We start from the raw sequence: 26188 nt of genomic DNA, 5'->3' as shown, positions 1-26188 counted from the left end.
CCGCCTTCGTTCACGGCCGACTCACGGCCTCGGTGCGCCGACCGATCGTGTGTCCGAGGGCAACGGTGACCCTTTGCTTGACCGGATGCAGCCTGCGCATCGTGTCGGGAAAGAGCGATAACGAGCACGTCACCAAGGCGGCGCGGAGTGTGTGCCGCTGCGCGAACGCCGCTTTCGCCTCGACACGCGCCACGGCCAGGTTCCCTTCGAGCAGCGACCGTCGGGCCCGTCGCATCGCTTGGTGGTACCGCAACCGCCGTAAATTGCTCCGTAGCGCGTCCAGGTCCTCGGCCCGGCTCGTGGAGTGGGCCACCGTCTGGAACGACCGTTGAATGCGCCCATCGAACGCCTCGACCCCCGCGGGGTCGCGCGATACCGAGTCCTTCCGGACACGGCAGCGCGCGAGGCGCTCAGGGAGCATTCGCACATCGAATCCGGAATCGACGAGCCTCAGCCACATGACCACGTCCGCCTCGACTTCCTGTGTCGCGTGCTCGTACCCACCCACAGCGATCCACGCCTCGCGCCGAACCGCGCCCGTGTAGTACGGGATGTATCCCGCGAGCATCTCGGTCAGAGCCAGAGGCTGCCCCGGATCCGGTCGCGCCCTGAATCCGATCGAGCGTAGGTATCCCTTGGGTGCGCCACCGAGATCGTCGAACAGCAGGGCGTCACAACCGACCGCGTCGACGGCCCGGTCGGCGGCGAGTACCGCCCCCGTCCGCGCGCAGAAGTCCGGCATCAGCAGATCGTCGCTGTCGAGCACGCAGACGTACTGTCCGCGCGCCAGAGCGGCGGCAGCCGTCACACCGCCCTCGTATCCGCGATTTTCCTGTCTTACCAGCCTGATTCGGCTGTCGGATGCGAAGGAACGGACTATCGCCGCGATCTCGTCGGAGCATCCGTTGTCGACGACGATCAACTCCCAGTCGGTACGGGTCTGGCGGTGCACCGACTCGATCGTCTGCGCCAGATACTCCTCCGTCCGGTAGGCGGTGGTCAGAAAGCTGAAGGTAGGGAGGGGGCGCGAGTCGCTCACCGTCACCACCCCAAGCCCACATAACCTTCGCGCCGGCGCCGCTCCTCGGCGCCTGGGAGCCGGACGAGGTCGACAACCGTGTGCTGCGCGCCCGCCCGGTTGACCGCCGCCACCACTGCGGGCTCCCTGGACCCCGCGATGAGCACCTCTGCGTGATCGAGGACGGCGTCGACGTCATCGGTGAGAACCTCACCGATGTGCGGCAGCAGTTCCTCGATGAAGTCGCGGTTCGCGCCCAACAACCTGGACAGTGCGACGTTGGCATCGCAGATCTTGACGTCGTAACCCTTGCCGATGAGTCGCTCGGCCAACTCGACCATCGGGCTCTCACGCAGATCGTCGGTGCCGGGCTTGAACGACAGACCGAAGATGCCGATCCTCCGCTTACCCAACGCGATCACCTGGTCCACTGCCCGCCGCAGGTGCATCTCGTTCGACACCAGCACGTTCGCCAGCACCGGCACTTCGACGTCGTGGATTCGAGCAGTGTGCATCAGCGCGCGCACGTCCTTCGGGAGACACGAGCCGCCGAAAGCGAATCCCGGACGCAGATAGGCGGCACTGAGATTCAGTTTCGTGTCGGCGAGGAAGATGTCCATCACGGCGTGTGAGTCGAGCCCCAGAGATGCGCAGATGGCTCCGATTTCGTTGCCGAACCCCACTTTCAGGGCATGGAAACTGTTGTCGACATACTTGACCATCTCGGCGACGGGGATCGGTACGCGGAACCGCGGTCCACCGAGCCCGTCGTACAGACTTGTCACCAGCTTCCCGCTGCGCTCGTCACTTTCCCCGACCACCGTCTTGGGCGGATTGAGGAAGTCGCGCACACTGCTGCCTTCGCGCAGGAACTCCGGGTTGACGCAGACGCCGAAGTCGACACCCACACGCTTGCCCGAGGCACGTTCCAGACGCGGGATGAGTATCTCCTCGCAGGTACCCGGCACCATGGTGCTGCGATAGACGACGACGTGGAAGCTGTCCTTGGTCGCCAGCGCGGCGCCGATCTCGTCGGTCGCACGCTCGAGATAGCGGGTGGCCAGGCCTCCCCCCGGTGCGGACGGGGTGCCGACACAGACGATCGTGACGTCGCTCGCGAGGACGGCGGCGGCCGGGTCGTCGCTGACGGTGAGCAGGCCGGATTCCACCACCTCCGCGATCAGTTGGCCGATCCGCTCCTCGAACACCGGGGTCTGGCCCCGGCGCAGGAAATCGATCTTCGAGGGATTGACGTCCACCCCGACCACGGGGAAACCCCGGGACGCCAGGCACGCCGCCGACACACATCCGACGTAGCCTAGCCCGAAGACGCTCAGGGCTATCCGCCGCGCGGATGGACGCATATGCAATTCGGTCGCGCTCATGACAACCGCCCAACCAGTAGAGGTCTAGAAGTTTTCTAATGGGACCTATTCCATACTACGTCCCCGTTTTTCGTCATGGTTCCAATCGCATGGTTGATTTCAACCCGGTTTTCCGAGCTCCCCTCGCGCCAACTCGCGATGAGACATCCATCGCGAACCCCGACGGTGAGGTCTTCAGCCCACGCCATGCGTCCGTCCAGTGGATTGAGCACAGTAGCGACCACAACCGGTACGTCGCCCGTGCAGTATCCACCGACCAACCATGCCGGCTCTCTCGATTCCAGCCGACGCGACCACCACCCGAGACCGAGCTGGGCGTCACCTCGTACCTCGTACCGGATCAACTCACTGCTGGCGCTGTGGACCAGCTGGAGAATCGGCTCCCTATCGCGGCTGGCAAGGTGACCCTCCTCGAGCGGTGTGACGTCCAGCGAGGGCGACAGCGGCCACGACGTGCGTACCTCATGACGGCCTCGGCCCGCGATGAGATCGACGACGAGGATGCTGCCCCGATCCGGCGGCGCGATGAGCCACCTCCGATGCACCACCGGCTGCGAGAGCCGACTGTAGCCACTGTGTTCGGCATCGACGACACAGCGCTCGAGGTCGACCGACCGCACCCGAACCCGGGCGTGCTCCGTCCACAGAAACGGCCCTCCGACGACCGACTGGTCCAGGCCGTCGACACACACGGTGGCATGAGCGCGAGTACCCCGATGAGCAGCGCGCCAGTCGGGGTGCCGGTAGTAGCTGCCGGTGCCGGGGTCGCCGATCACGTCGTCGCCGTCGATGCTCAGCGTCACTGCGAGGGCGTCGGCGTGCCCGTGTGCAGCGAGCGAGAGGTAACCGAGCGGCCCGACGTCGACAGTCAGCCGGCGCGCGCCCGCGCGCAGCACGACGAGACCGCCGTGCGGGGCGTAGAAGCTACGAGGACCAGGTTCCGGGAAGGACTCCACCCCGGAAACCGGTTCTGTGCGAGCGTAGTTCATCCAGGCCGCCGACAGCGTCGTGCGGCCCACCCGACGTGCCGCCGTGTTGCGGGTCACCGCGCCCACCGTGCCGAGGTGATCTCGGGCTGTGCGTACCGGCTCCGCGCCGAGCCTGAGCGCGAAGCCCTCGTCGTCGTCGCCGTAGTGCGGCTCCGGATCACGATCACCGACGAGTGCTGCGATGAAGTCCGCGCTCCGATCGACGGCCGCGATCAACTCCGGGGGTGGTCGACCGTCACGAAGCGTCAGCAACGCCGCCACGGTGAGAAGCAGTTCCGAGGTGAAGATCTGGTATCCCATTGCCTGCTCGGCGCCTGCACCATCGGGCAGGATCTGCCGCCCGGCCTCGGCCGACAATACGCGGATCGCGTCCTTCTCCCACGACTCGGCACGGGCCAGGTCCGGCAGAAGAATTGACACTGTGGCCAGGCCTGCCATTTCCCCTACCAGGTGGTTGTTCGCCGAGCTGAACCGTGAACGCTCGTCCCAGCAGCGACGGGCAGACTCGGCGAGCACGCGGACGACGGCCCGAAACCGCGCGGTCGTCAACGCCGGCGAATTTCTCAGACCCTGGAGTGCCACCGCGATCGAGATCGAGCGGACCCCCGCCTCGAAGGCACCGCGCCATCCGATGCCGATGCCCGGCGGATTCTGCTCGATCCACGAGTCGAGTTGACGAAACGCCGCGTCGCCGAATCGCTCCTCACCGGTGAACAACCACGCTTCGGCGAGCCAGGTCAGATGTTGGAGTCTATTGAGCTCCCAGATCCACTTCGGATCACCATCCGCGGTGCGGTGGTCGATTCTGGATGCGGGCACGACAGGCCAGCCGACTTTCGAATGCGGGTCGTAGTGCCAGTCGATCGGCTCCGGCAGCGTCACTTCCGGGTAACCGAAGTAGGCGAATCGCCCACCGGCCACGCGCTCGGCAGCCGCGATCACCTGCTCGACCCCGGCCGGATGTTCCCGCGCGATGACGGCCGCCCGGCCGCGGTCCAGCAGTGCGGGCCGACCGGCGCATTCCCGGAATCTCGCCAACGCGGTTTCCCAGTCCGCCTCCGGCGTCCCGAACAGGTCTGCGTCACTCGTCGCACCGCGCCCGCCGTGCGGAAGCAGGCTCCGACCCGCTCGACTCGCACGCCATGCCACCTCGCGCGGGCTCATCGACTGCAATCGCCGCACGTGCCACAAGAGTTGACTCACGGCGCCCTCCATGCGGATACGAGAACCTCATCCGGCAGGTGACAAGGTGCCGTCGAGCGTGTCAAGCTGACTCGGTGCCCGGCACTCTCGCCTCCCGGCGTTTCAGCCGCCTCCGGTTCGCCCTGACGACGGTCGTTACGGCCGTTGGACTGATCGCCGCCTGCGCTACGCCTGTGGACGAGCGTCCCGCGCCCGCGCCCACGCCCGGCGATCCCCACTCCCTGACGTTCCCCAGGACCGCAACGTATTTCCTGAATCAGCAGGATCTTCCGCCCGTCGAGGAGCTCGCTCGATATGACGTGGTGGTCATCGACAACGAGTGGGCGAACCGGAAGCCGCACGAATACTTCGACGAGCTCCGTCACGCCAATCCACGCCTCCGGTTGCTCGCCTACGTGAACGTGGTCGACCATCCCGATCAACTCGGAACGGAGGCGTACTGGGCCAACCGATACGCGCTGTGGCAGTTCGACGAGAACGGCGAAAGTGCGTTCCCGGAACCATGGCTGGCGCACACGATGGACGGCACGCCGGTCAGCGAGTGGCCGGAGTCGACGATGACCAACCTCACGGACCAGGCGCCGCGGATCAACGGCCAGATCTTTGCCGAGTATGCCGCGAACTGGGTGGTGGACGACGTCTGGTCCGCGGGGGTGTGGGACGGCATCTTCCTCGACGTCTGGGGCGACCGGATCTACAGTGCGGATCGAGATCACTGGGACATCGATTCCGATGGCACCGACGAGCCGGACGATTCGATCTACGGGTTCGGAAACCCCTGGGAACGCGGCGTGAACCTGGCCGAACAGATCATCCGGCAACGAATTCCGGATGCCATCCTGGTCGCGAACGGCGACCGGACACTGCTGACGCAACAACTGGACGGCCGGGCGTGGGAAAAATTCGCAGACCCGCGAGCCGACCGGAATCCCATGTTCGACATCGAGCAGTATGTCAGCCTGACCGCCGAAGGCGAACACCGCCGGCCCGGACTCGCGATGACGATCGACAAGCTGGGTGCCGCACCGCATTCGGCACAGGATTTCCAGCGTGCCCGGTACTTCCTGGCGGCGACGTTGCTCCAGAACGGATTCTGGGCGCCGATGGGCGCCGACTACGACGAGCCGGCCTACTTCGACGAGATGGACGGTGGCGGACTCGGCCCGGGGTACCTCGGGCATCCACTGGTGGCCGACCCGTCGCCGGCTGTCCTCAACGATCCGTACGCGGACGGGGTCGGGTCGCTGGGCCACGGCCTCTTCCGTCGCGACTTCGAGCACGGAACCGTCCTGCTGAACACCGACGACAAACCGCGAGAAGTGCAACTCGAGAAGCCCTTTCGGCGACTTCAGGGCGTCCGGGATCCGAGCACCAACAACGGAGACACCGTCACGTCGGTGACCCTCCAACCGAGTGACGGTCTCGTGCTCTCGAGCGAGAACCCATGACCGCATTCGGTCGTTCATCGCCTCACGCGCTCCGCCGCGAAGAGCCGCGCGTAGAAGTCCGTGAGTGCCCGGCGCGACGTCTCCCACGACAACTGCTGCTCGACACGTGCCCGGCCCAGTTGGCCCATTCTGTGACGTTTCTGCGGGTCCCGGAGCAGCTCGTCGATCCCTGCTGCGAAGGCTGCCTCGTCGTTGGCCGGGGCGTAGACAGCGGACTCCCCCGCCGACACTCTCGACTCGACGAGCTCGAACGAGACGAGTGGCCGACTCATCGCCATGTATTCGACGACCTTGTTCATCGTCGATACATCGTTCAACGGGTTGCGTGGATCCGGTGCGAGACAGACATCTGCGGTCGACAGACATCGCTGCACGAACTCGTCGGGGACCCGGCCGGTGAATTCGACCATGTCTGTGAGTCCGAGCTTCTCGCTGAGGGCCACCATGTCGTCGAAGGAGTCTCCCGCTCCCATGAATATGCAGTGGAGGTCGTCCCGCCCGATCCCGTCCCGCAGGTGAGCGAGGGCGCGTAGCGCGTAGTCGACGCCGTCCTGCGGGCCCATCACACCCAAGTATGCCGCGAGATACCGCTTGCCGCGCTTCAGGTTCGGATCGGGGTCTCGGCGGACGAACCGACTCAGATCGGGCGCGCTCCGAACGACGGTAACCTGCTCCGGCGGCAGATGCCCGCGCTCGAGGGCAACCCGCCGGTAGCTCTCGTTCGTCGAGATCACCGCGTCGGCGGAGGCCAGTGTGAGCCGTTCCAGTAGCCTGGTCGCCCAATAGAGGATCGGACCGCCTCGGGGAAACCGAGACAGGAAGAGTTCGGGCACCAGATCGTGGTGATCGAACACGAACTTGGCACCGGCCGGGCGAAGAAGCGCAGCGACGAGGAACAGCAGATCCGGCGGATTGCAGGCGTGGACGGCATCGACCGGATCATCACGCCGCACCCGGAGAGCGAGCCGCGTGGAGTGCCACAACGCCAGACCGTACTCCCGCAGATAGCCCAACGGCCCACCTTCCGCGGCACGAAGGGGATAGCGGAGAATGCGGACCCCGTCCAGCGTGACGTCCGGCTCGCAGTCCTGGGTGGCCCCCATCGGGCAGATCACCGTGACGCGGTAGCCTGCCTCGACCAACGCGCTGCTCTCCTGCCACACCCGGCGGTCGAACGGTACCGAGAGATTCTCCACGAGAATCAGAATGTGCCGACTCATCGCACCTCCACCACTTCCGTGAGCAGGCGCTCGAATCCTCGCGCCGTGTCTTCGATCCGGTACTGCTGTTCCGCCCGTGCACGCCCCGACCGTCCCTGCCGAGTGCACAGTCCCGGGTCCGCGGCCAAGGAAATGAGCCGTTGCGCCATCGCATGTGCATCTCCGACCGGCACCACATAACCCTGTTCACCATCGGTGACCATGTCTCGCAGGCAACCGCAATCGGTGACCACGAGCGGCACGCCCGCGGCCATGGACTCGATCGCGATGATCGGCACGCCCTCATGCACGGACGACAGACAGGACACGTCGAGCCCTGGCAGGAGTTGTTGCACGTCCCGCCGCACCCCCATGAACCGCGTGCGGCCCGAGATACCGAGTTCGGTGGCAAGAGTGCGTAGCTCATCGTCGCGTTCGCCGCCTCCGATCACGACCAGCCGTACCCGGACACCGGACGCCGCCACGGCAGAAATCGCTTCGAAGAGCACCTGGTGCGCCTTCTGACTGCTGAGCCGGCCAACGATACCGACAATGAAGTCCTGCTGGTCGAGACCGAACGCGGTCCTGGCACGCTCACGGTCGGTGTCACGCGGCAACGGCGGCAGCACGATCCCGTTCGGAATCACCACCTCGCGCGTGCGTCGCCACGCGAAGCGTCCTACCCCTTCTTCCCGGCGCAGGTACTCGCCCTGTCGCGGGGCGAGCAGGACCAGCGCATCGGACAGCCACAGCGTCTCCACGGTGGAGCGCGGCAGGCAACGCTTGCCGACCGACGTCAGGTCCATGTCGTGGGCCGCCACGATGTTGGCACGTACTCCCGCGATCCGTGCCGCAATTCGCCCCAGCGCCAGCGCCGCTCGATGATGATGAGTAACCAGCACCGCGTCTGTGCGATCACGTCGCAGGCTACGGATCAACCGCGGCAGGGTTCGAACGTCGTAGCGACCCGAGCGCTCGAGCACTTCGACGTCGAATCCCGCCCTCCGAAACTCCTCGCCGAGCGGCCCAGCCTCGCGCAGACAGATCAGGCGCGGTCGTACCACCCGCGGATCGAGATTGCGGAACAGTTCCAGCATCAGGAGTTCGACACCCCCGACGAACGTCAGGTCCAAGACCAAGCTGAGCCGGATGGGTCTCGCCCCGCGAGGCGGGCACCGACCCGCCACCTCCTCGAGTGCACGTTCACTCTCGGCTACGCTGGCGCGCAGACTGAACTCGGACTCGACTCGCGTCCGCGCTGCGAGGCCCATCTCCCTGGACGTCTCGGGGTCCGTCAGCACTCGCAACAGCTTCTCGGCCAGTGCCGTCGGCGCACGCGGGGGCACGAGAAATCCGGTCACCCCCTCCGAAATCATCTCTGGAACGCCGCCGACTGCGGTACAGACGGCCGGCCGCCCTGCGGCCATCGCCTCGAGCAACGCCATCGGGAAACACTCCACGCTGTACGAGCTCAGGACGAAGACGTCCATCACTCCGAGCAGATCCCTCACATCCGGACGGGAGCCGGTGAACACCAGGCGGTCGGCGATGCCCAGCTCACTGGCGAGCCGTTCCAGATCGCCTCGCGTCGGCCCATCGCCGACGACGAGGAACTTCGTGTCCGGCAGCTCGTCGATGACCAGCCGTGCGGCGCGCAACAGCGTGGCGTGGTCCTTCTCGGGTCGCAGCGCGGCAAGGATTCCCACCACTCGGTCGCGCGGCCCGATCCCGAGCTCCGCGGCGGCGGAACGATCTCCCCTCGGATCGAACTTTGCGGGGTCCACACCGTTGTGGATGATTCGGATCTTGCCCGGCGGGATGTGCAAATCGTCTACCAGATAGGGAACCTGCAACTTCGCCACACCGAAATACGCGCTCGTGACCGGGCCGAGCGCGCGGTCGACGATCCGCCGAAAGACACTCCTCGTGGTGGTCTCACCGCAGTTGTGCACCCATACGACCGTCCGTGGAACTCGCGCCAGAACGGCAGCGATCCGACCGAGAGCCTCCGCATTGAAGCCGCGCACGATCATGATGTCCGGGGCGATCCTGCGCGTCTCCCGCACGAGGTCGCGCAGCGCACCGACCGCCTGCAACTTCGTTCGCCACAACGCCAGGGCGGGAACATCGCCGGCCGCCAGGGCAGGAAACAGCTCGCCCTCCTTCCCGATGCAGATGACGCTGGGCTCGAACCTCTCTCGGTCCAGCCGGGGAAGCAACGTGACAGCATGCCGCTCCGCTCCGCCGACGCGGAGGTCAGGCACTACACACAACACCCGCAGGGGGCGATCGGCTGTCATCGCCGCACCTCGCGGTAGAGGGCATCGAAACGGCGCCAGACGACGTCGACGTCGAACTCGGCTCGGATGCGCTGCAACGCCTGGGATCCGAGCCTGATGCGGGCATCGTCGTCGTAGACCACACGACGCAAGGCTTGCGCGAGCGCGTCCACGTCGTCAACCGGAACCAGCACCCCACAATGATCGTCGATCAGTTCGGGGATGCCTCCCACCGCGCTGGCTACCACACACAGACCGTGGGCCATCGCCTCGAGTATCGCCATCGGCTGGCCCTCATTGCGCGACGGCAGGGCCAATACCTGGGAGCTTGCCAACAATTCGGGTACCCGATCCGGAGCGAGCCATCCGAGCACCGTGACGGTGCTACCCACCGACAGCTCATCGACCCGGTCCCGCGCGCGCTGCACTTCGCCGTCACCGGCGATCGTCAGTCGCGCACGCCCGTTTCCGTCGCCGATCATCTTCGCCCACGCGTCGAGCAGTGTGAAGGTCCCCTTGCGATCGCCGATGCAGCCGAGGAACAACACGTGCACCGGTTCACGTCCGGACGGCTGCCGTACCGGACGGCAAGGTCGGACCGCATTGGGAACAGAGACGATGTACGCCTGCGGCGCAATCCGCTCGAGCCGCTCTGCCCACCGGTCGCCGAGTGCCACTACCACGTCCGCACCGGTGAGTGTGGCGCGGATGAGCCCCTTTACTGGGCGCGACGATCGGCCGTAGAACAGATGGAAGTCGGAACCGTGCACGTGCATCACAACCGGCACCCGGAAGATTCGACAGATCCAGGCGAGGATGGCCTTTCGGATGAAGCTGCCTGCGACGGAGGTATGAAGGTGAACCACATCCGGCCGGTCGAAAACCAGAGCAGACACGAACGTGCCCAGCCCCGTCGCGAACGCCACGATCTTCGTGGCGACCGTGCCGTTCCGGTGGGTACTGACATGGCGAACATTCCACAGCTCCCACAGCGGAGTAGCTTGCATCGTTCGGACGAAAGTCGCTACTCCACCCCGGGTGGACGTACTGGTCGACGCCCACAGGGCCCGCTGCCGGTTCATGCGCGTTCCTGTTCTGGGACCGATACAGGCGCGCGTCGAGACGGATCCGGTGTCATCTGGTCCGCGGGAAGTCGATCAGCCCAGCCGATGACGATTCCGACGAGCAGCATCACGACCGCGTTCGGAAAGTCGAAGAACCGTAGGTCGACCGTGAGGCCCGCGATCACGAGCACAACGAAGGCCATGATCGCTACGAGCGCGAGACGCCTCCCGCACAGGCCGTCCGCCGGCAGCACCCGGTATGCGTGGAAGAGACCGCAGGCCAAGAGGAAGAGGACCGCGAGCCACAGAGCCAACCCGAGTAGTCCCAGTTCCGCCGCGATTCCGAGCTCGTTGAAGTGAGACGCGATTCCGAAGCCGCGAATCCATGGCACATCCGGCGCCCACTGCTGGTGATGGTACGTGTTCATCGCGGTGAAGCGCCCGATCCCCCACCCCGCCAACGGTTTCTCCTGGACTGCCCAGATCGCCGTCTCCGCAGTGTTGAGCCGATCCTGCAGTTCGTCGGGTGATCCGACACCACCCGCGGAACGATCGCTGCTGGTGAAGGCCGACCATTTGACGGCCACGGCGGCCGCCACGACCGCACCGGTCACGACGAACCCGGTTCGAAACCCCTTGGCAGACGCTGCTCCGATCAACACCACCACAGCGAATGCCAGCCAGACAACTCGCGTGTGGGTCAGATAAACGCCGTATGCGGACGCTACCGCGATAGCGATGGCCACAACCCTGCTCCACCGAGGTTCACTGCGCGTTGCGGCCAGGAGGAGCGCCACGATGAAACCGAGGATCAACACCACGCCGTTGACCACAGGCTGGTCGAAAATGCCGACGGCTCGCCCCTCCCAACTCGGAGACTCGACTATGTAGCGTGGCCAGACGAGTGCGGTCGGACCATGAAACTGCAGAATGCACATCGCAGCCGAGTAAGCCCCGAGCGACAGGATCGTCCACAGAAGTAGCCGCACTGCAGACACTCGGTCGAATGTGTACCGCCCCACGAGAAACACCGTGAACGGAATGATGGTGCCGGTCAGTACGAATCGCGGTACGGAGAGTTCTGCGCCGGACACGGGGACGACGGAGCCGTACTGGTGTGAGGAGAACATCGACATCACGTTCCAGGTGACGTAGAGAACCATTGCACACTCGATGGCGCCCAGACGCGGAGCGCGATCGATGCCCCGGGCAATCCAGATCGCCCACGCACCCACCACCCCGAGGTACGCCAGGACGAAGGGATCCACCGGCAGAATGCTGGGTAGGGCAACCCGGAGAAACGTGGTGACCAGCAGCAGAAGCACAGCGACCACCGGATCGCGCAGCCCGGCGAAGACAAGCGCACTGCCGACGGCGCCGAGCAGAAGAAGCACACCGAAATGAGTCGGTACCTTCGCGGCGGCTGCGAGCACGATGAGCACAGCCACGGGGAACCCTGCGCCCACCATCCATCGGAAGGTCGATCCACCCGTGGACGAGACACTGGTGGGGTCGGCGAGGGGCGGTGTCCGTCTCATTGTCGTCAGGTCACGGACGCGCGGTCTGATCCGGAGTGGACTCGCGGACCTGCACGAGGTCGACGGTATCCAACGCGTCCGAGTCCGCGGACTCGTCCAACTCGACCGAGTCCGCGGACTCGTCCAACTCGTCCGATGGCGGGATCGGCGCACTGCGCCGCGTGCATCGAGGATCGATGATGACGGCGCCGAGCAACCTCGACTCCACCTGCCCGAGCAGCCGACATGCCTCCACCGTTTCGGGGACCCGCGTGCTGCGCCTTTCGACCACCAGCACTACCGCGTCTGCTGCCGCGCAGATCACCTGCGCTTCAGCTGCTTCCGTGATCGGCGGAGCCTCGACGACAACAACGTCGGCGATACTGCGGGCCTGTTGGAGCAGGTTGCCGAACCGCTCACGGGTGAACAGCGCGTAGGGATCACCGTTCCCCGTTCCGCTCGGCATCTCCGGTATCTCCGGTATCTCGCCGGGTACCGCGTCCTGGATGAACCCGGCGATCGCAGGTGGGGTGACCGGGGCGAGGAAATCCGCGACGCCCGGAGCTTCATCGACATTCGTTGCGCGCTCGGAACCGTGCAGATCCGCCCGCACGATCAAGGACCGTTCGCTCTGGATCGCCCTGTGCTCGGCGATTGCCCGCGCAACCTGTGCAACGCCCTCCGTGCGCCGCGGCGCGGTCACCACAATCGTTGCCGGGCGGGGAAGATCGGCCAAACCGACGATGTTTGCCAAACGTCGGAATTGTGCCTCGCGACGCTGTTCCGCCCGAGGCTTCCCGCCGCGCGGGACCTCGACCAGCGTGTCCACGCCGACCTTCGCACGCACGTCGTCGGCGGTCGTGAGGCGTTTCGACACCGCGTCCAGCGCGAGAGCTGCAACGCACCCGAGTATCAGGCCGCCGAACAGCCCGAGCACCGCGTTCCGCGCCAGAGACGGGCTCTCCTCTGCGACGCCGGCGGCGAGCTGCTGGTCCTGCAGCTCGTTTGTCGTGTCCAACTCGATCGCCGTGATCCGGTCCTGGAGCTGCGCCATTGCGACGGGGTCCGCTTCGGGGGTTGCACGCTGCTCGTCGAGTTGCTTCCTGAGCTCCTCGAGGGTGTCGGCCCTACCGGCAAACCTGACGGTGTTGACATCGTCTCGGAACGCCCCGGCCATTGCAGTTGCCGCGGATGCCGCGGTCTCGGGGTCTTTGGCTGTGGCGTCGATATAGAGGATCGGACTCGCGGCGGCTGTGCTGGCCGCGAAGGCTACGTCGTCGGGGACGCCCGCTCGAGTTCGGATCCGTTCCTGGTAGGGCCCGTTGTTGAAGTAGTCGACATACCCCACCACGAGGATTGCGTCCTGTTCGGGAGCCCGGCCCGGCGAGGAGACGATCAGCGCCGCCCTGCCCGTATAGCTGGTCCCGGCTTCCTTCGCTGCTACGACCCCTCCGAGGACCGCCAGCGCCGCGATGAGGACGACCAACACACGACGGCGCCAGATACGCTCGAGCTGAACGTTCAATGTGCTGGTCATGTACCCCTCCACTATCAGGTTGCGGAGGATCGCGCGTCCCCGCTGAGATGTCGGGCTGACTCGGCACGCCATCGTTCGACCCACGGCGCCGACCCGAAATGTCGACTAAGCTATTCCCGACCTCGAGATTAATTTACTCCATAGAAGAGTACCTGAGGTATGGTTTTGGCGGATTTTTCATATTTGACGACTGGCACACGCGGCCGAGTATCATCAATCGCCAGAGGTGAGATCGTTGGATCTTCCGAAAACAAGAGTTGCAGTCGTCGCGGCGGCCAGGTTCCATCTCCGGCCGCTCCGCCGGATTCATCTTGCACGCCGGGCCCCGGCCTTGCACCTCGGCCCGGTAGTCGTCGGCGGGCACGAAGTGGCGCTCCGTTCGCCGCGGCTGTCCGACGCAACCGCCTGGCGGGAAATTCGGCTGCGAGATCAGCGTCTGATCGAACCGTACTGGGTCAGTTCTGCACTGAGCTGGCCGGAGCGCCACACCGAGACGGTATGGGTCGACGAATGCCTTCAGTCACGAAAGGCCGCCCGTGCCGGCCTCGCGCTGCCGATGGTGGTCGAGATCGACGGACGCTTTGCGGGACAATGCAATCTCGAGCGCATCGACGTGCGCACCAAGACCGCAGAGTTGGGAATCTGGCTCGACGCACGGGTAACCGGCAAAGGCGTGTGCTCAGTCTTGGGCGTGCTACTCGCGGACTACGTGTTCGGCACGTTGGGACTACGCCGAGTCACCGCGCCCATCTGCGTGGACAACGCTGCGGCTGCGAAGCGGGCTGAGCGCGTGGGCATGAGACGTGAGGGCACAATGGCCAGCTTCCTCGACGTCGGCGGCTGCCGTAGAGATCACGACATGTGGGCGATCACGTCGGACATGTGGGCGCAGGCCTCGAACATGGGAGACCCACGTCCCGACAACATCCAACATTGACGACACCCTGACCACCGCATTCGTCAGCCCGTGATTCGACCGGAACACGAATGGCGCGTTACTGTTCCGTTGCCCGGCGCGGGTTCTCCGACTCTACGAGCGCGTACACGCGCTCGAACGCCCGCCTACTCGCACACACCTGCGCGCGCGCCTCAGCACGCAGGCCGGAACGCAGATCCGGAGCGGCCTGCCACATATGGTGAACCGCACGCGTGAGTCGTTCCTCGAGCCCGTCCTCAGCGAGTTGCACCAACTCGACGCCGCCGGGGAACATCCCGCTCAGACCACCGAGTTTGTCGTCGTAATAGCGCGATGTGGACAAACCCACCACCGGAATACCTTGGGCAAGAGCGAAAACGGCAACGTGGTATGCGCCGGTGACGAGTACCCGGCACCGCGCCACTTCGGCCACCAGATCTCGGGCACTGGCGAAGCGCCCCAGTATGGGTCTCACGACCGGAAACCCGTCGACCAACGGCATCGTCGAGCGACGATCCTCGGCCTCGTACTCGGAGACGATCAGCGGAACGAGACCAGCATCGACGCTACCAGCGAACCCCCGGACCACACGTCCGACGACATCTTGTGCACCGCCCGTGACCTGGGAGTATCCCGCAACGCGAAGACATACCCCGATGTCTGTCCCGATCGGATCCGATCGCATGTCGTAGGCCAGTTCCACGGCATCGTCGCCGGTGACCACGATCCTCTCGGAGGACACGCCGAGCGACCGCAGGAGCGCCGGGCCTCGCACTCCCTCTCGGACCGCGATGAGATCGACCTTGGGCAGGACGTGCGAGGCATGGGCGACGAGGTGTTCACCCGTGAGCGGTCCAATGCCCTGACCACACATCGCGGTCGGTATCTGCAGGTCAGCCGCGCACTCGAGCAGATCGAGGGTTCGGTGGGCCTGATAGGGATCTACGTCGGTCATGTAGCCACCACCCATGGCGAGCACGAGTGACGCATCACGGACGGCCATCGGAATGCGCGGAATGCGCCCGGTTTCGTCGGGCACGGCGACCGATCCGCGGAGGGAGTCACGAACCCTGCGCGCGTAACGCCGTGGACGATCCGAGGCAGCCCACCAGCCCTCCGACACCGGGCCGACCAGTTGGGGCCCGGCATACGCAGGTAATTGCCACCATGGTCCGGATCGCGCCCATCTGCTCCCACGGCGATAGGTGACCGGCTCGGCGCTCGGAGCGAACGCGCGCAACAACGACGGTGCATAGGTCAGGACGCCGAGCCGCGCACCGGGCCATCGCTCGCTCAATCTCCTGACGGTGACGTCGAGGATGGCGAGATCACCTCTATTGGTGAGCCAGTACTCCCCGTTTTCGATCAGTACGCGCACAGTCGAACTGTCGATGCCCGTCGAGTCGGCCTCATAGTTCGCCATTACTGTCCTTGAAGAGTCCGGAGAAATCGGATATGGCTACAGTCTCGCGCGACAACGCTGGGCCGACAACAGTCTCGTCAGATGCAGCCCGCGGAACAGATTTCCGATCGACGCCGCTTGCGAGTGCACCCCGACGGGGAGAGACTCGTGTCGACAGTACCGCACAACGTGAAGGCACTGCACCCCTCCACACCCCGGAGTTCGGCTATGTCGAATGCACGCGACGACGGCTCGGCCCGCCCGTCGTTCACACGCTCCAACGAACTGCAGTCCCGCCTGAACCGATTGGTCCCAGGCGGCGCACACACCTACGCGCGCGGTCCCGACCAGTATCCGGACTTCATGGCACCCGTTCTCGTCCGCGGTTCAGGCGCCCGTGTGTGGGATGCGGACGGAAACAATTTCATCGAATACGGCATGGGTCTTCGATCGGTGACGTTGGGGCACGGCTACCGTCCTGTCGTGAACGCCGTCTGCGCGGCGATCGCCGATGGAACGAACTTCAGCCGGCCGACCGATCTCGAACTGCAGGCCGCGGAAGACTTCCTCGAACTGGTTCCCGCAGCAGACATGGTGAAGTTCGCCAAGAACGGGTCGGACGTCACCACCGCCGCGGTCCGCCTCGCCCGGGCGGTGACGGGCCGAGAGATGGTGGCCATCTGCAATCAACCGTTCTTCTCGGTCGACGACTGGTTTATCGGTACCACAGCGATGAACAGCGGTGTTCCCACCGATATCGGCGCCAAGTCCGCCGGTTTCGCGTTCAACGACCTCGCTTCGCTCGCCGCACTCTTCGACCGGAACGACGGTCAGATCGCCTGTGTCATCCTCGAAGCTGCGACCGCAACGGCGGAGCCGGAACCGGGCTTCCTCCAGGGTGTCCGCGCCCTCTGCGACCGGCACGGCGCACTGCTGATCTTCGACGAGATGATCACTGGATTCCGCTGGTCGGCCGGCGGCGCACAATCGCTCTACTCGGTCGAACCCGATCTGTCGTGTTGGGGAAAGGCCATGGGCAACGGCTTTCCGATATCGGCCCTCGCCGGTAAACGTGAGTACATGGACCTAGGAGGTCTGAATACGGACCGAGAGCGCGTGTTCCTCCTGTCGACCACGCACGGCCCGGAGCGCGGCGGGCTGGCAGCCTTCCGAGCGGTCGTTCACGCCTACGCCACCGAGGACCCTATATCTCACATGGTGCGGTCGGGACAACGCTTGGCCGAGGGTGTGAACAGGGCCGCGGCAGAGCTGGGTATCGCAGACTACGTCCAAGTGATGGGACGACCATCCTGCCTCGTATTCGTCACCCGAGACCCCGAACGTCAACCATCGCAGGAGTTCCGCACACTCTTCCTCCAGGAACTGTTGTCAGGTGGAGTGCTCGGTCAATCGTTCGTCACATCCGCAGCGCACACCCCGACGGACATCACCGACACTCTCGAGGCGACCCGGGGCGCACTGCAGATCTACAGCAGAGCGATCGAAGCCGGGAGTGTGGCGGGATTCCTCCGCGGGCGGCCGGTCGCCCCCGCCCTTCGCCGGTACGCCGCACCCCGAAGGATCGGCGTTGCAGACTAATTCGTCAGCGGCTGAATTGATTTCGACGACCATGCTCCAACGCTCAATACCGCAGCAGCTGAACCATGTTGACGCATTCCACCGGGAGGGACTCGACAGAAAAGTTCGACCCGTCCGTGCGCATCACGCCGCGAACGCCGAGACTCACCCGTTGCTCGACACTCGGAGACCCGAGCCCCACACGCGACGGCACCCTCGCAGACGTCGCAATACCGAAAAATGCTCTGCGAAAATAGAATCGGCATCCACGACGCTGCGAAACCCATCCCCGCCGCGCCGGCTCGATTCCGCCGAATCGCCCATCGTCTGCGGACCAACCGCGTCGACACGACCTGCTCCACACAAGCACTCGAGGACGCCACCGCGCGACAACGCGGGCACGTACGATCTGCGTGGACCGCTCCGATCGCCGACCGCACAGTCGCCGGCATACCTCTTGTACCGACATTCGACGCACGCCGGAAAACCGCTCGCCGGAAGCCCTGGTACACCGCATTCCCGACCCCGGCCCGTCCAGCGCAAGCGAGGCTACCGGGAAGGGTCGGACCGCACCAACCGAATGCGTGGCAGTCCGAATGCTGTGTCGGTGAGTCTGCTTTGTTGGTGAGTCGACGCGTTCGTCTCAGCCGCGGCGCCGCGGATGTCTACACTGTAAAACGTAAGTCGGATCTCCGTCCTCGAGTGATACGTCCTGGTCAGAGGTCTCGGCCGGGAACCCTCACTTCACTTCACCCAGGAGGTCTCGATCGACATGTCTCAACCACCGGGCGAGCCCTCGAAGGACTGGCCACCGCCAGAAGACCGAGACAGAGTTCACTGGAAAATCGAACGAGGACTGCGCGAGGAACTGTTGGCCAGCACCCCCGACACGCGCGAGTCCGTCACTCGAGATGTATACAACCGTCTGTTCGAGGAGGTTCCCTGGCATAAAGCGCACGTCACAGACGCCGCTTCCGAGGAAGCCTTCGAAGAAGGCTGGTTCCAGCAGTACGGGGCGCTGACTCGACCAACTGACACTGTGGTCGACGTAGGCTGCGGGAGAGGAGGTCTGATTCGGCGATTCGCGCCGGCCGTGCGCGAATGCATCGGCATCGACGCCTCGGACGCGATGGTGGAACTTGCGAACCAAGAGCGACCGGCCAACGCACGCTTCATGGTCGGTAGCGTGCTCGACCCACCGCTGCCGCCATCCTCGGCCGATTTCGTGATAAGCCGTCAGGTTATGGAGCACCTGCACCCTCACGATGTTCCCGAACACCTCGCCGCGGTTCTGAAGATTTTGCGGCCGGGGGGGCGCTTTCTCATCGAGACACCCAGTCGACTGACCGGTCCCTGGGATATTTCGCGCGGCTTCACTCCTGTGGCCACGGGGTTTCACCTGCGGGAATACACCAACGGGGAGTTGGGCGCCATGCTGCGCGACGCCGGCTTTCGGCGCGTGCGCAGTCGCGCCGTGCCAAGTCGGATGTTGTTACACCTCGGCAGGGCGAAGCGTCACGCGTACGTGCCGGTCGCAGTCAAGGCGATCATCGAGCGTCCGTTGCAGGCGGCTCCGATCTCCGTTCGCACGAAACTCGCCGGCCCTCTCTCGGTCCGTGAAGTCCTCTTGATTGCCGAGCGTAAATAACTTGCGCCTCAGTGCAATGCGGTCGGCCGCCGGTGCGGAGTGACCCGCAATCTGTGGAGCGACCACCGGGCACCTCCTACAGTGCCGCCTGGTCGGTGGCGCACCGGAATCCCGTGTGGAACACGACACCGGTGGGTTGCATAGCTTGCCGGTAGTAGCCCTCTTTGTAGTAGACGGTGCTCGTGCCGGGAATCAGCGTGCGGACGAAGTACGTGTCGGCGCCGTTGGTGAACGTCTGCGGTACGCCGTTGAGCCACAGCTTGATCCAGCCTGCGGTGTCCGATGCCGACCAATTGATCTGCATCTTCACGTCATGCCACCGACCCACGTCCAGGGGTATCTCGAAGAGGGTGAGTGTCTCCAGATAGGCGCCGGGCACGGACTGCTTCTGGACGATCAGTGACCAGTAGCCGTTCCGCTGGCCCACAGACCATGCGACCGGGGGACTTCCGACACCGACGTCCTGGTGCCACTGGTTCGTCAGCCCCCAGCCGAGGTCGGCGTGGTTCTGCGGAAATCCGGGGTCGAACTTGGTGGAGAATTGATACCAGAGTGTCTGGCCTTCGAAGCCGCCGGTTTCGTTCCCGGCCGCCACTTCGGAACGCTCGCCGTCCCCGAACGACGGGACGTCGCCGCTGCGAACCTCGAAGCGGGCCGCTCTGCCGTAGGTTCCGTCCGGGACGATGCTCGCAGAGTAACTGGGGACATAGTCCGCTCCGGACCCGTTGTAGTCCTTGGTCTGCACCGACGGCCATTGCGAGAAGTCGCCGCTGCTGTAGTCGCCGGTGAAGGTCCGGGCCACGGGGGTGGTGAACGGCGCGGCGCTCACCCCTGTCGTCACCCCGAGCGGTGTGACCGAGATGGAAAAGACGACGGCCGCAGCGACCGCAACTGAACCAAGCGCGGAACGCAAGTGGAACATGGCGGCTCCATCGATGTGGGTGAGCGCGGCCTCCAGAGCCTTCTCTTGGCCCCCGACACAGACAAGAGAGCTATATCACTTCGATGAAGAGATTACCCACCCGGCTCGACAGAAGCTAGAGCCTCAGTTGTTGACGAATCTCGACGATGCGCAGACGAACGGCGCGCCGCGGGGGGTTCCATCCGTTGATGAACCCTGGACTTCGGCCGTCGTGTGGCGATGGACCAGATGCAGTTCCCGCTCCGGGTGGGAGCGCGACGAGCGCGCGGCGGTGGAGGCACCACCGCCGGAAACGCACTCAGCGCAGCAGGCGGCGCGAGGCGAACTGCCGGAAGTACACGAGCTTCGACGGCTCGACAAGCCCGGGAAGAATGAAGTACCAGACCCGCTCCATGCGGCGAGGAAGATCGTCGAAGGCGCCGGTCGCGGTCGCGACCACATGCGCTCCCAGCAACGACCCGAGCAGAAAGGTGGAAAGCGTCCCCGTGGAGACGTCGTCCTCCGCGAGAATGTCGCCCTCCTCGACCGCTCGTGCGACAAGTCGTTCGAAACCCTGCTGCCACGAGGCCACCACGTTGCCGTGCGTCCCCTGGTAGTCGCCGATCTCGTGCTGCAGTCGCAACATCGCCGCGACGATCGGATCGGAACTCGCCGCCTCGATCGCCACATAGGACAGGGCGACGAGCGCTTCCAGCGCCGGCGTCGGCCCGTCACTGACGGACGTCATTCCGGCGGTGAGACGGATCTGGCCCTCGTCGATGACACCGCGGGCCAGGTCTTCCTTCGAACTGAAGTGGAAGTACAACGCACCTTTGGTCACACCGGACTGCTCGATGATCTCGTTGAGACCCGCGTTGGCGTACCCGAGGCGTAAGAATACGTCGGCCGCCGCCATCAGGACCGACGCCCGAGTTACCTCTGCTCGAACCTGTCTCGCCATCGACTGCCTCCCGAACAACCCCCCCGACGGGGCGCGCAAACTCCAGCGAACCCTAGCACTTGACAGGCGCAGCCCTGGTGAAGTTGAACCGCGAGTCGGAAAACGAGAACACGTTCACTGAGGTGTCGTGCGGGGCCGATCCGTACCCAGCTGCGGATCCGCCTCGAGATTGGTCAACCCGTTCCAGCACAGGTTGACCAGATGCGCGGCGACGACTTCCTTCGGCGGTGTCCGCTCGTCCAGCCACCATGTCGCGGTGGTGGACACCATTCCGACCAGTGCCTGCGCGTACAGCAGGGCCAGATCCGGATTGAAGCCACGCCGCGAAAAATCGCCGGCGAGGATGTGCCCGACCTGACCGATGGCCTCGTTGAGCAGGCTCGAGTACGTGCCGTCCGGTGCCGCCACCGGAGAGTCGCGGACGAGGATGCGGAATCCGTCGGTGTGCTCCTCCACATAGGTCAGCAGCGCCAGCGCCACCCGCTCGACCCGGACCCGGGAGCGGTTCTGCTTCAGCGAGGACGTCACCATCTCCAGCAGCCGCGACATCTCCCGATCCACGACCACGGCATAGAGGCCCTCCTTGCCGCCGAAGTGTTCGTAGACGACAGGCTTGGAGACGTGCGCCCGCTGTGCGATCTCCTCGATCGACGTCGCCTCATAGCCTCGCTCGGCGAACAGGGCGCGACCGATCTCGATCAACTGCTCCCGGCGTTGCGTACCGGTCATCCGGGTGCGGACCACCCTCTCGGGGGTCGCGTCCACGTCCGTGGGTCGGGGCACCGAGGCACCATCCTTTCCTGACACTCGCGACGACGAAGTGCCGCGGGCAGCGTCGAAACACTGCAGGTAGCACCCACTCTATCGGGACGTTCGAGACAAATTTCCGCAGCGGTTCGACGGGCGGCGGGTCGGCATGCGAGGATTCTCTCGCGCAAACGGGCGTGACACCCCGTGTGTGTGGCAATCCGCCGTAGTGTAATGGCAGCACCTCTGATTTTGGTTCAGATAGTTCAGGTTCGAGTCCTGGCGGCGGAGCGGAGCCTGCGGAGCTGATTCCTGCAGGCGGAGCTGTCGAGAACAGCAAGAGCGGAACGATCCAGAGGGAGCTTCATGCCAGTGCAGACCGCCGTGGTCGTCCTCGCCGCCGGCGCGGGAACTCGGATGCGGTCGAAGGCCCCCAAGGTGTTGCACACCCTGGGCGGACGCACGATGCTCGCGCATTCCCTGCACGCCGCCGCGGAGGTCGATCCGGCACACCTCGTCACCGTCGTCGGGCACGACAAGGAACGCGTCGGAGCCGCCGTCACTGCCCTCGAGGCCGAACTGGGCCGTCCGATCGCAATCGCCGTCCAGGAAGAGCAGAACGGCACCGGGCACGCCGTCGAATGCGGCCTGTCCGCTCTGCCCGCCGATTTCCGCGGGACCGTGCTGGTCACCGCCGCGGACGTCCCGCTGCTCGACGGCCGCACCCTGCACGCTCTCGTCGACGAGCACCGCAGCGAACCCACGCCCGCGGCGGTCACGGTACTGACGTTCACCGCCCCGGAGCCCACGGGCTACGGGCGGATCGTCAGACTGCCCCACGACGGTGAGATCGCCGAGATCGTGGAAGAGGCCGACGCCACAGAAGAGCAGTCGGCCATCACCGAGGTCAATGCGGGTGTGTACGCGTTCGACGCCGAGTTCCTCCGCTCCGCGCTCGGGCAGCTCAACGCGAACAACGCGCAGGGTGAGCTGTACCTGACCGACGTCGTCAAAATCGCCCGCGAGGCCGGTGCACCCGTCTTCGCCGCCCACCTGTCCGACTCCGCGAAGGTCGCGGGCGCCAACGATCGCGTCCAGCTGTCGAGGCTGGCCGCCGAACTCAACCGCCGCACCGTCGAGAACTGGATGCGGGCCGGCGTCACCGTCGTCGATCCGACGACCACGTGGATCGACGTCGGCGTCACGCTCGCTCGCGACGTCACCATCCATCCGGGAGTGCAGCTGCTCGGCACCACCGCCGTCGGCGAGGACGCCGTGATCGGTCCCGACACCACACTCACCGACGTGACGGTCGGCGAAGGCGCCAGCGTGGTGCGCACCCACGGCTCGGAATCGACGATCGGCGAAGGCGCCACCGTCGGCCCGTTCTCCTACCTGCGTCCCGGCACCGTCCTCGGTGCGTCCGGCAAGCTCGGCGCATTCGTCGAGACGAAGAACGCCGACATCGGAGCGCACTCCAAAGTTCCTCACCTGACCTACGTGGGCGACGCCACGATCGGCGAGTACAGCAACATCGGTGCGTCGAGCGTGTTCGTCAATTACGACGGCGTCACCAAGAGCCGTACGGTGGTGGGGTCACACGTCCGGACCGGATCGGACACCATGTTCGTCGCTCCGGTACAGGTCGGTGACGGTGCTTACACCGGCGCCGGCACGGTGCTGCGTTTCGACGTACCACCGGGGGCACTCGCGGTCTCCGGCGGGAAGCAGCGCAATATTGACGGCTGGGTGCAACGAAATCGGCCCGGTACCGCCGCCGCCGAGGCGGCAGCCGCCGCGGGACCGCACCACAGTTCAGATCTGCACGAAACCGAGAAGCAAGATTTAAAGGATGGCATAGAGCAGTGACCGCGAATTGGATCGACAACCAGAAGAACCTCATGCTTTTTTCTGGTCGCGCGCATCCGGAGCTGGCCGAACAGGTAGCGAAGGAACTCGACGTGCGGGTCACCCCGCAGACTGCCCGTGACTTCGCGAACGGCGAGATCTTCGTCCGTTTCGAGGAGTCGGTCCGCGGCTCCGACGCCTTCGTGCTGCAGAGCCACCCGGCCCCGCTGAACACGTGGGTGATGGAACAGCTGATCATGATCGACGCGCTCAAGCGCGGATCGGCCAAGCGCATCACCGCGATCCTGCCGTTCTACCCCTACGCACGCCAGGACAAGAAGCACCGCGGCCGTGAGCCCATCTCGGCTCGCCTGATCGCCGACCTCCTCAAGACGGCCGGCGCCGACCGCATCATCACGGTCGACCTCCACACCGACCAGATCCAGGGCTTCTTCGACGGCCCCGTCGACCACATGCACGCCCAGGGGCAGCTCGCCGAGTACATCCGCGGCAATTACGGCACCGAGAACATCGCCGTCGTCTCCCCCGACTCCGGTCGCGTCCGGGTCGCCGAGAAGTGGGCCGACACCCTCGGCGGCGCGCCGCTGGCGTTCATCCACAAGACGCGCGACCCGCTGGTGCCCAACCAGGTGAAGTCCAACCGCGTCGTCGGTGACGTCGACGGCCACACCTGCATCCTGATCGACGACATGATCGACACCGGTGGAACCATCGCCGGCGCCGTGAAGATCCTCAAGGAGGCCGGCGCGGGCGACGTGATCATCGCCGCCACCCACGGTGTCCTGTCCGATCCGGCGGCCGAGCGCCTCGCCGCGTGTGGTGCCAAGGAAGTCATCGTCACCAACACGCTCCCGATCGACGAGTCGAAGAAATTCCCGACCCTGACGGTGCTGTCCATCGCACCGCTGCTGGCTCGCACCATCAAGGAAGTTTTCGAGAACGGCTCGGTCACGTCGCTGTTCAACGGCAACGCCTAAGCGCTTCGCACCCGTGAGTGGTTGACGAGTCCAGACACTCGTCAACCACTGACAGGCGTAGCCTTTCTCTGTGTTCACCGGGATCCCCACCGCTGCTCTCGACTTCTACGAGGACCTCGAGGCCGACAACAGCAAGAGCTTCTGGACCGCGCACAAATCCGTCTACGACGACTCCGTGCGCGCACCCATGACCGCCCTGCTCGCGGAACTCGAATCGGAGTTCGGCGCAGGCAAGGTGTTTCGCCCCTACCGCGACGTCCGGTTCTCGAAGGACAAGACGCCCTACAAGACCCATCAGGGCGGATTCGTCGAAACCCGCCCCGGCGTGGGCTACTACGTGCAGATCGACGCCGCCGGACTGTTCGTCGCGGGCGGCTTCTATTCGCATACCCCGGTCCAGGTCGGGCGTTTCCGTGACGCCGTCGACGACGACCGCAAGGGCCGCGAACTCGTCCGGCTCGTGAAGAAGGTCCGGTCGTCGGGATTCGAGATCGGCGGCGACACACTCAAGACCCGTCCCCGCGGCGTCGCCGAGGACCATCCGCGACTCGACCTGATGCGTCACAAGTCGCTCACCGCCAGCCGGAGCTACCTCTCCCCCGACTGGATCGAAACTCCCCGCGCCGCTGACGAAGTGCGCACCGCCTGGCGTTCGATGCGGCCGCTCGTCGACTGGCTGACCACCGTCATCGGTGCCGGAGAATGAAACTTACCGGTCGGGAAAACACGTGTGGCACACAGCGTTTGCGGAGCAGTTTGCGAGCATCGGCATGATCTTCGTCACGCTTGGCCGCAGAACCGCAGGTCGTACTTACGGCGATGTGACTCGCACGCTCGAATTCCCCTACTGTGGCTCGTCGTGATCGACGCGCAGACTCTCTCCGGCCCTATCGATATCGCTGCAATTCGAAACGTCCGGCGTTGGTCGCCGGGGGCGTGCGTGTGGTGCGGAGACGACAACGCAGTCGAAATGTTCCGTAACGAACCTCGCTGTGGCACTTGCCGCGAGAAGGAATCGGTCATCGACGAGGCCCGCCGCTTCCTGGGTATGTACGGTCTGCGTCCGCTCGGCGGCACGTTGCAGTCGGACGACGACGAAGAGCGTGAGCACCGGGTCAACGCCCGCGATGCGCGTCGCGAACTCAACGAGATGAAGCTCGCGGAACTCCCGGACCCGGCCGCCGTGCGCAAGGCCCTTCGTCCCCGGGCGGCCAGTGTGGTGTCGGAGCCGCGCAGCACCTCCCATTCCGGAACGTCGTCGACCACCGCGTCGACCCGCCCGAGCACGTCCCGCACGTCCGCCACGCCGCCGGTGGCACCGGTGCGCACCGACGCCGTCGACGTCGCCGCACTCGAATCCCGCGTCACGGGTCTGCTCGATCAACTCTCGGCCATCGATGCCCAGATGAACCTGATCGGTGAGCCCGCCGGACTGGCCGCGCGTGCCCGGATCAGCGACCTCGAGAAGCAACGCGCCACCGTGCTCCGCACCCTCGCGGCGCTGGAGAAGGCCCGGATCGCGGCCGGCCAGTAGGCCACCCGTTTCGGGC

20 protein-coding genes and 1 tRNA gene are annotated in these 26188 nt (G+C 65.4%); 9 read left to right on the top strand and 12 right to left on the bottom strand.

The window, feature by feature from the left end; all coding sequences use genetic code 11:
• Positions 1-10 precede the first annotated feature (10 nt).
• From QM806_RS00525 to QM806_RS00515, 3 genes are read right to left on the bottom strand one after another with little or no spacing between them, the layout of a single operon-like run.
• The gene (locus QM806_RS00525) at positions 11-1039 is read right to left on the bottom strand and encodes a glycosyltransferase family 2 protein (protein ID WP_054246068.1); all 1029 of its coding nucleotides are present in this window, start codon (positions 1037-1039) and stop codon (positions 11-13) included.
• Between the two features lie 2 nt (positions 1040-1041).
• Positions 1042-2403, bottom strand: a complete 1362-nt coding sequence (locus QM806_RS00520; RefSeq protein ID WP_240482744.1) for a nucleotide sugar dehydrogenase — start codon at positions 2401-2403, stop codon at positions 1042-1044.
• 35 nt (positions 2404-2438) lie between these two features.
• Complete coding sequence (locus tag QM806_RS00515) at positions 2439-4595, bottom strand: heparinase II/III family protein (protein ID WP_240482747.1); 2157 nt, start codon at positions 4593-4595, stop codon at positions 2439-2441.
• A 74-nt stretch (positions 4596-4669) separates the two neighbouring features.
• Here QM806_RS00515 and QM806_RS00510 point away from each other — a divergent pair, with 74 nt between their 5' ends.
• Positions 4670-6043 carry a putative glycoside hydrolase gene (locus tag QM806_RS00510; protein ID WP_054246049.1) on the top strand — a complete coding sequence of 458 codons (1374 nt, stop codon included), beginning with the start codon at positions 4670-4672 and terminating at the stop codon, positions 6041-6043.
• A gap of 14 nt (positions 6044-6057) precedes the next feature.
• Here QM806_RS00510 and QM806_RS00505 read toward each other — a convergent pair whose 3' ends face one another.
• From QM806_RS00505 to QM806_RS00485, 5 genes are all read right to left on the bottom strand, one after another.
• Positions 6058-7263: a glycosyltransferase family 4 protein gene (locus tag QM806_RS00505; RefSeq protein ID WP_054246050.1), complete on the bottom strand. Its 1206-nt coding sequence runs from the start codon at positions 7261-7263 to the stop codon at positions 6058-6060.
• Positions 7260-9542, bottom strand: a complete 2283-nt coding sequence (locus tag QM806_RS00500) for a glycosyltransferase (RefSeq protein ID WP_182623816.1) — start codon at positions 9540-9542, stop codon at positions 7260-7262. The genes QM806_RS00505 and QM806_RS00500 overlap by 4 nt, the downstream gene beginning before the upstream one ends.
• Positions 9539-10603, bottom strand: a complete 1065-nt coding sequence (locus QM806_RS00495; protein ID WP_283290049.1) for a glycosyltransferase family 4 protein — start codon at positions 10601-10603, stop codon at positions 9539-9541. Before QM806_RS00495 ends, QM806_RS00500 begins: the two co-directional genes overlap by 4 nt.
• Positions 10600-12033 (bottom strand): O-antigen ligase family protein, encoded by a 1434-nt coding sequence (locus QM806_RS00490; RefSeq protein ID WP_133986373.1) that lies wholly within the window; start codon positions 12031-12033, stop codon positions 10600-10602. Before QM806_RS00490 ends, QM806_RS00495 begins: the two co-directional genes overlap by 4 nt.
• Before the next feature lie 100 nt (positions 12034-12133).
• Positions 12134-13639 (bottom strand): P-loop NTPase family protein, encoded by a 1506-nt coding sequence (locus tag QM806_RS00485; protein ID WP_283290047.1) that lies wholly within the window; start codon positions 13637-13639, stop codon positions 12134-12136.
• 367 nt (positions 13640-14006) lie between these two features.
• Here QM806_RS00485 and QM806_RS00480 point away from each other — a divergent pair, with 367 nt between their 5' ends.
• Positions 14007-14576 (top strand): GNAT family N-acetyltransferase, encoded by a 570-nt coding sequence (locus QM806_RS00480; RefSeq protein WP_240482751.1) that lies wholly within the window; start codon positions 14007-14009, stop codon positions 14574-14576.
• 58 nt (positions 14577-14634) lie between these two features.
• Here the strand turns inward: QM806_RS00480 and QM806_RS00475 are convergent, their stop codons facing one another.
• On the bottom strand, positions 14635-15978 hold the full coding sequence (locus tag QM806_RS00475) for a polysaccharide pyruvyl transferase family protein (protein WP_120659450.1): 1344 nt from the start codon (positions 15976-15978) through the stop codon (positions 14635-14637).
• Between the two features lie 207 nt (positions 15979-16185).
• On the opposite strand from QM806_RS00475, the gene QM806_RS00470 reads away from it, so the two are divergent.
• Both QM806_RS00470 and QM806_RS00465 read left to right on the top strand, forming a co-directional pair.
• Positions 16186-17556 (top strand): glutamate-1-semialdehyde 2,1-aminomutase, encoded by a 1371-nt coding sequence (locus QM806_RS00470; RefSeq protein WP_133986371.1) that lies wholly within the window; start codon positions 16186-16188, stop codon positions 17554-17556.
• Positions 17557-18307: 751 nt separating this feature from the next.
• Positions 18308-19183 carry a class I SAM-dependent methyltransferase gene (locus tag QM806_RS00465; protein ID WP_133986370.1) on the top strand — a complete coding sequence of 292 codons (876 nt, stop codon included), beginning with the start codon at positions 18308-18310 and terminating at the stop codon, positions 19181-19183.
• 76 nt (positions 19184-19259) lie between these two features.
• Here the strand turns inward: QM806_RS00465 and QM806_RS00460 are convergent, their stop codons facing one another.
• The 3 genes from QM806_RS00460 to QM806_RS00450 all read right to left on the bottom strand — a co-directional run bounded on the left by QM806_RS00460 (position 19260) and on the right by QM806_RS00450 (position 21774).
• Positions 19260-20105 carry a polysaccharide lyase family 20 protein gene (locus tag QM806_RS00460; RefSeq protein WP_082359718.1) on the bottom strand — a complete coding sequence of 282 codons (846 nt, stop codon included), beginning with the start codon at positions 20103-20105 and terminating at the stop codon, positions 19260-19262.
• 298 nt (positions 20106-20403) lie between these two features.
• Positions 20404-21045 carry a ScbR family autoregulator-binding transcription factor gene (locus tag QM806_RS00455; protein WP_037203446.1) on the bottom strand — a complete coding sequence of 214 codons (642 nt, stop codon included), beginning with the start codon at positions 21043-21045 and terminating at the stop codon, positions 20404-20406.
• A 114-nt stretch (positions 21046-21159) separates the two neighbouring features.
• Complete coding sequence (locus tag QM806_RS00450; protein ID WP_206031502.1) at positions 21160-21774, bottom strand: TetR/AcrR family transcriptional regulator; 615 nt, start codon at positions 21772-21774, stop codon at positions 21160-21162.
• Between the two features lie 238 nt (positions 21775-22012).
• Here QM806_RS00450 and QM806_RS00445 point away from each other — a divergent pair.
• The 5 genes from QM806_RS00445 to QM806_RS00425 all read left to right on the top strand — a co-directional run bounded on the left by QM806_RS00445 (position 22013) and on the right by QM806_RS00425 (position 26172).
• A tRNA-Gln gene (locus QM806_RS00445) sits at positions 22013-22083 on the top strand.
• A 75-nt stretch (positions 22084-22158) separates the two neighbouring features.
• Positions 22159-23661, top strand: a complete 1503-nt coding sequence (gene glmU, locus QM806_RS00440) for a bifunctional UDP-N-acetylglucosamine diphosphorylase/glucosamine-1-phosphate N-acetyltransferase GlmU (protein ID WP_054246059.1) — start codon at positions 22159-22161, stop codon at positions 23659-23661.
• On the top strand, positions 23658-24638 hold the full coding sequence (locus tag QM806_RS00435; protein WP_005568652.1) for a ribose-phosphate diphosphokinase: 981 nt from the start codon (positions 23658-23660) through the stop codon (positions 24636-24638). The genes glmU and QM806_RS00435 overlap by 4 nt, the downstream gene beginning before the upstream one ends.
• Positions 24639-24708: 70 nt before the next feature.
• Entirely contained in the window at positions 24709-25344 is a 636-nt protein-coding gene (locus QM806_RS00430; protein ID WP_005568654.1) for a DUF2461 domain-containing protein, read from the top strand.
• 264 nt (positions 25345-25608) lie between these two features.
• Positions 25609-26172 (top strand): hypothetical protein, encoded by a 564-nt coding sequence (locus QM806_RS00425; RefSeq protein ID WP_133986367.1) that lies wholly within the window; start codon positions 25609-25611, stop codon positions 26170-26172.
• Positions 26173-26188 lie beyond the last annotated feature (16 nt).

Origin of the sequence: Rhodococcus sp. IEGM 1351, from assembly GCF_030056875.1 — a bacterium.
In the GTDB taxonomy this organism is placed as follows: domain Bacteria; phylum Actinomycetota; class Actinomycetes; order Mycobacteriales; family Mycobacteriaceae; genus Rhodococcus_F; species Rhodococcus_F opacus.
The sequence above is the reverse complement of the archived record's forward strand: the minus strand, read 5'-3'. Positions and strand labels throughout refer to the sequence as shown.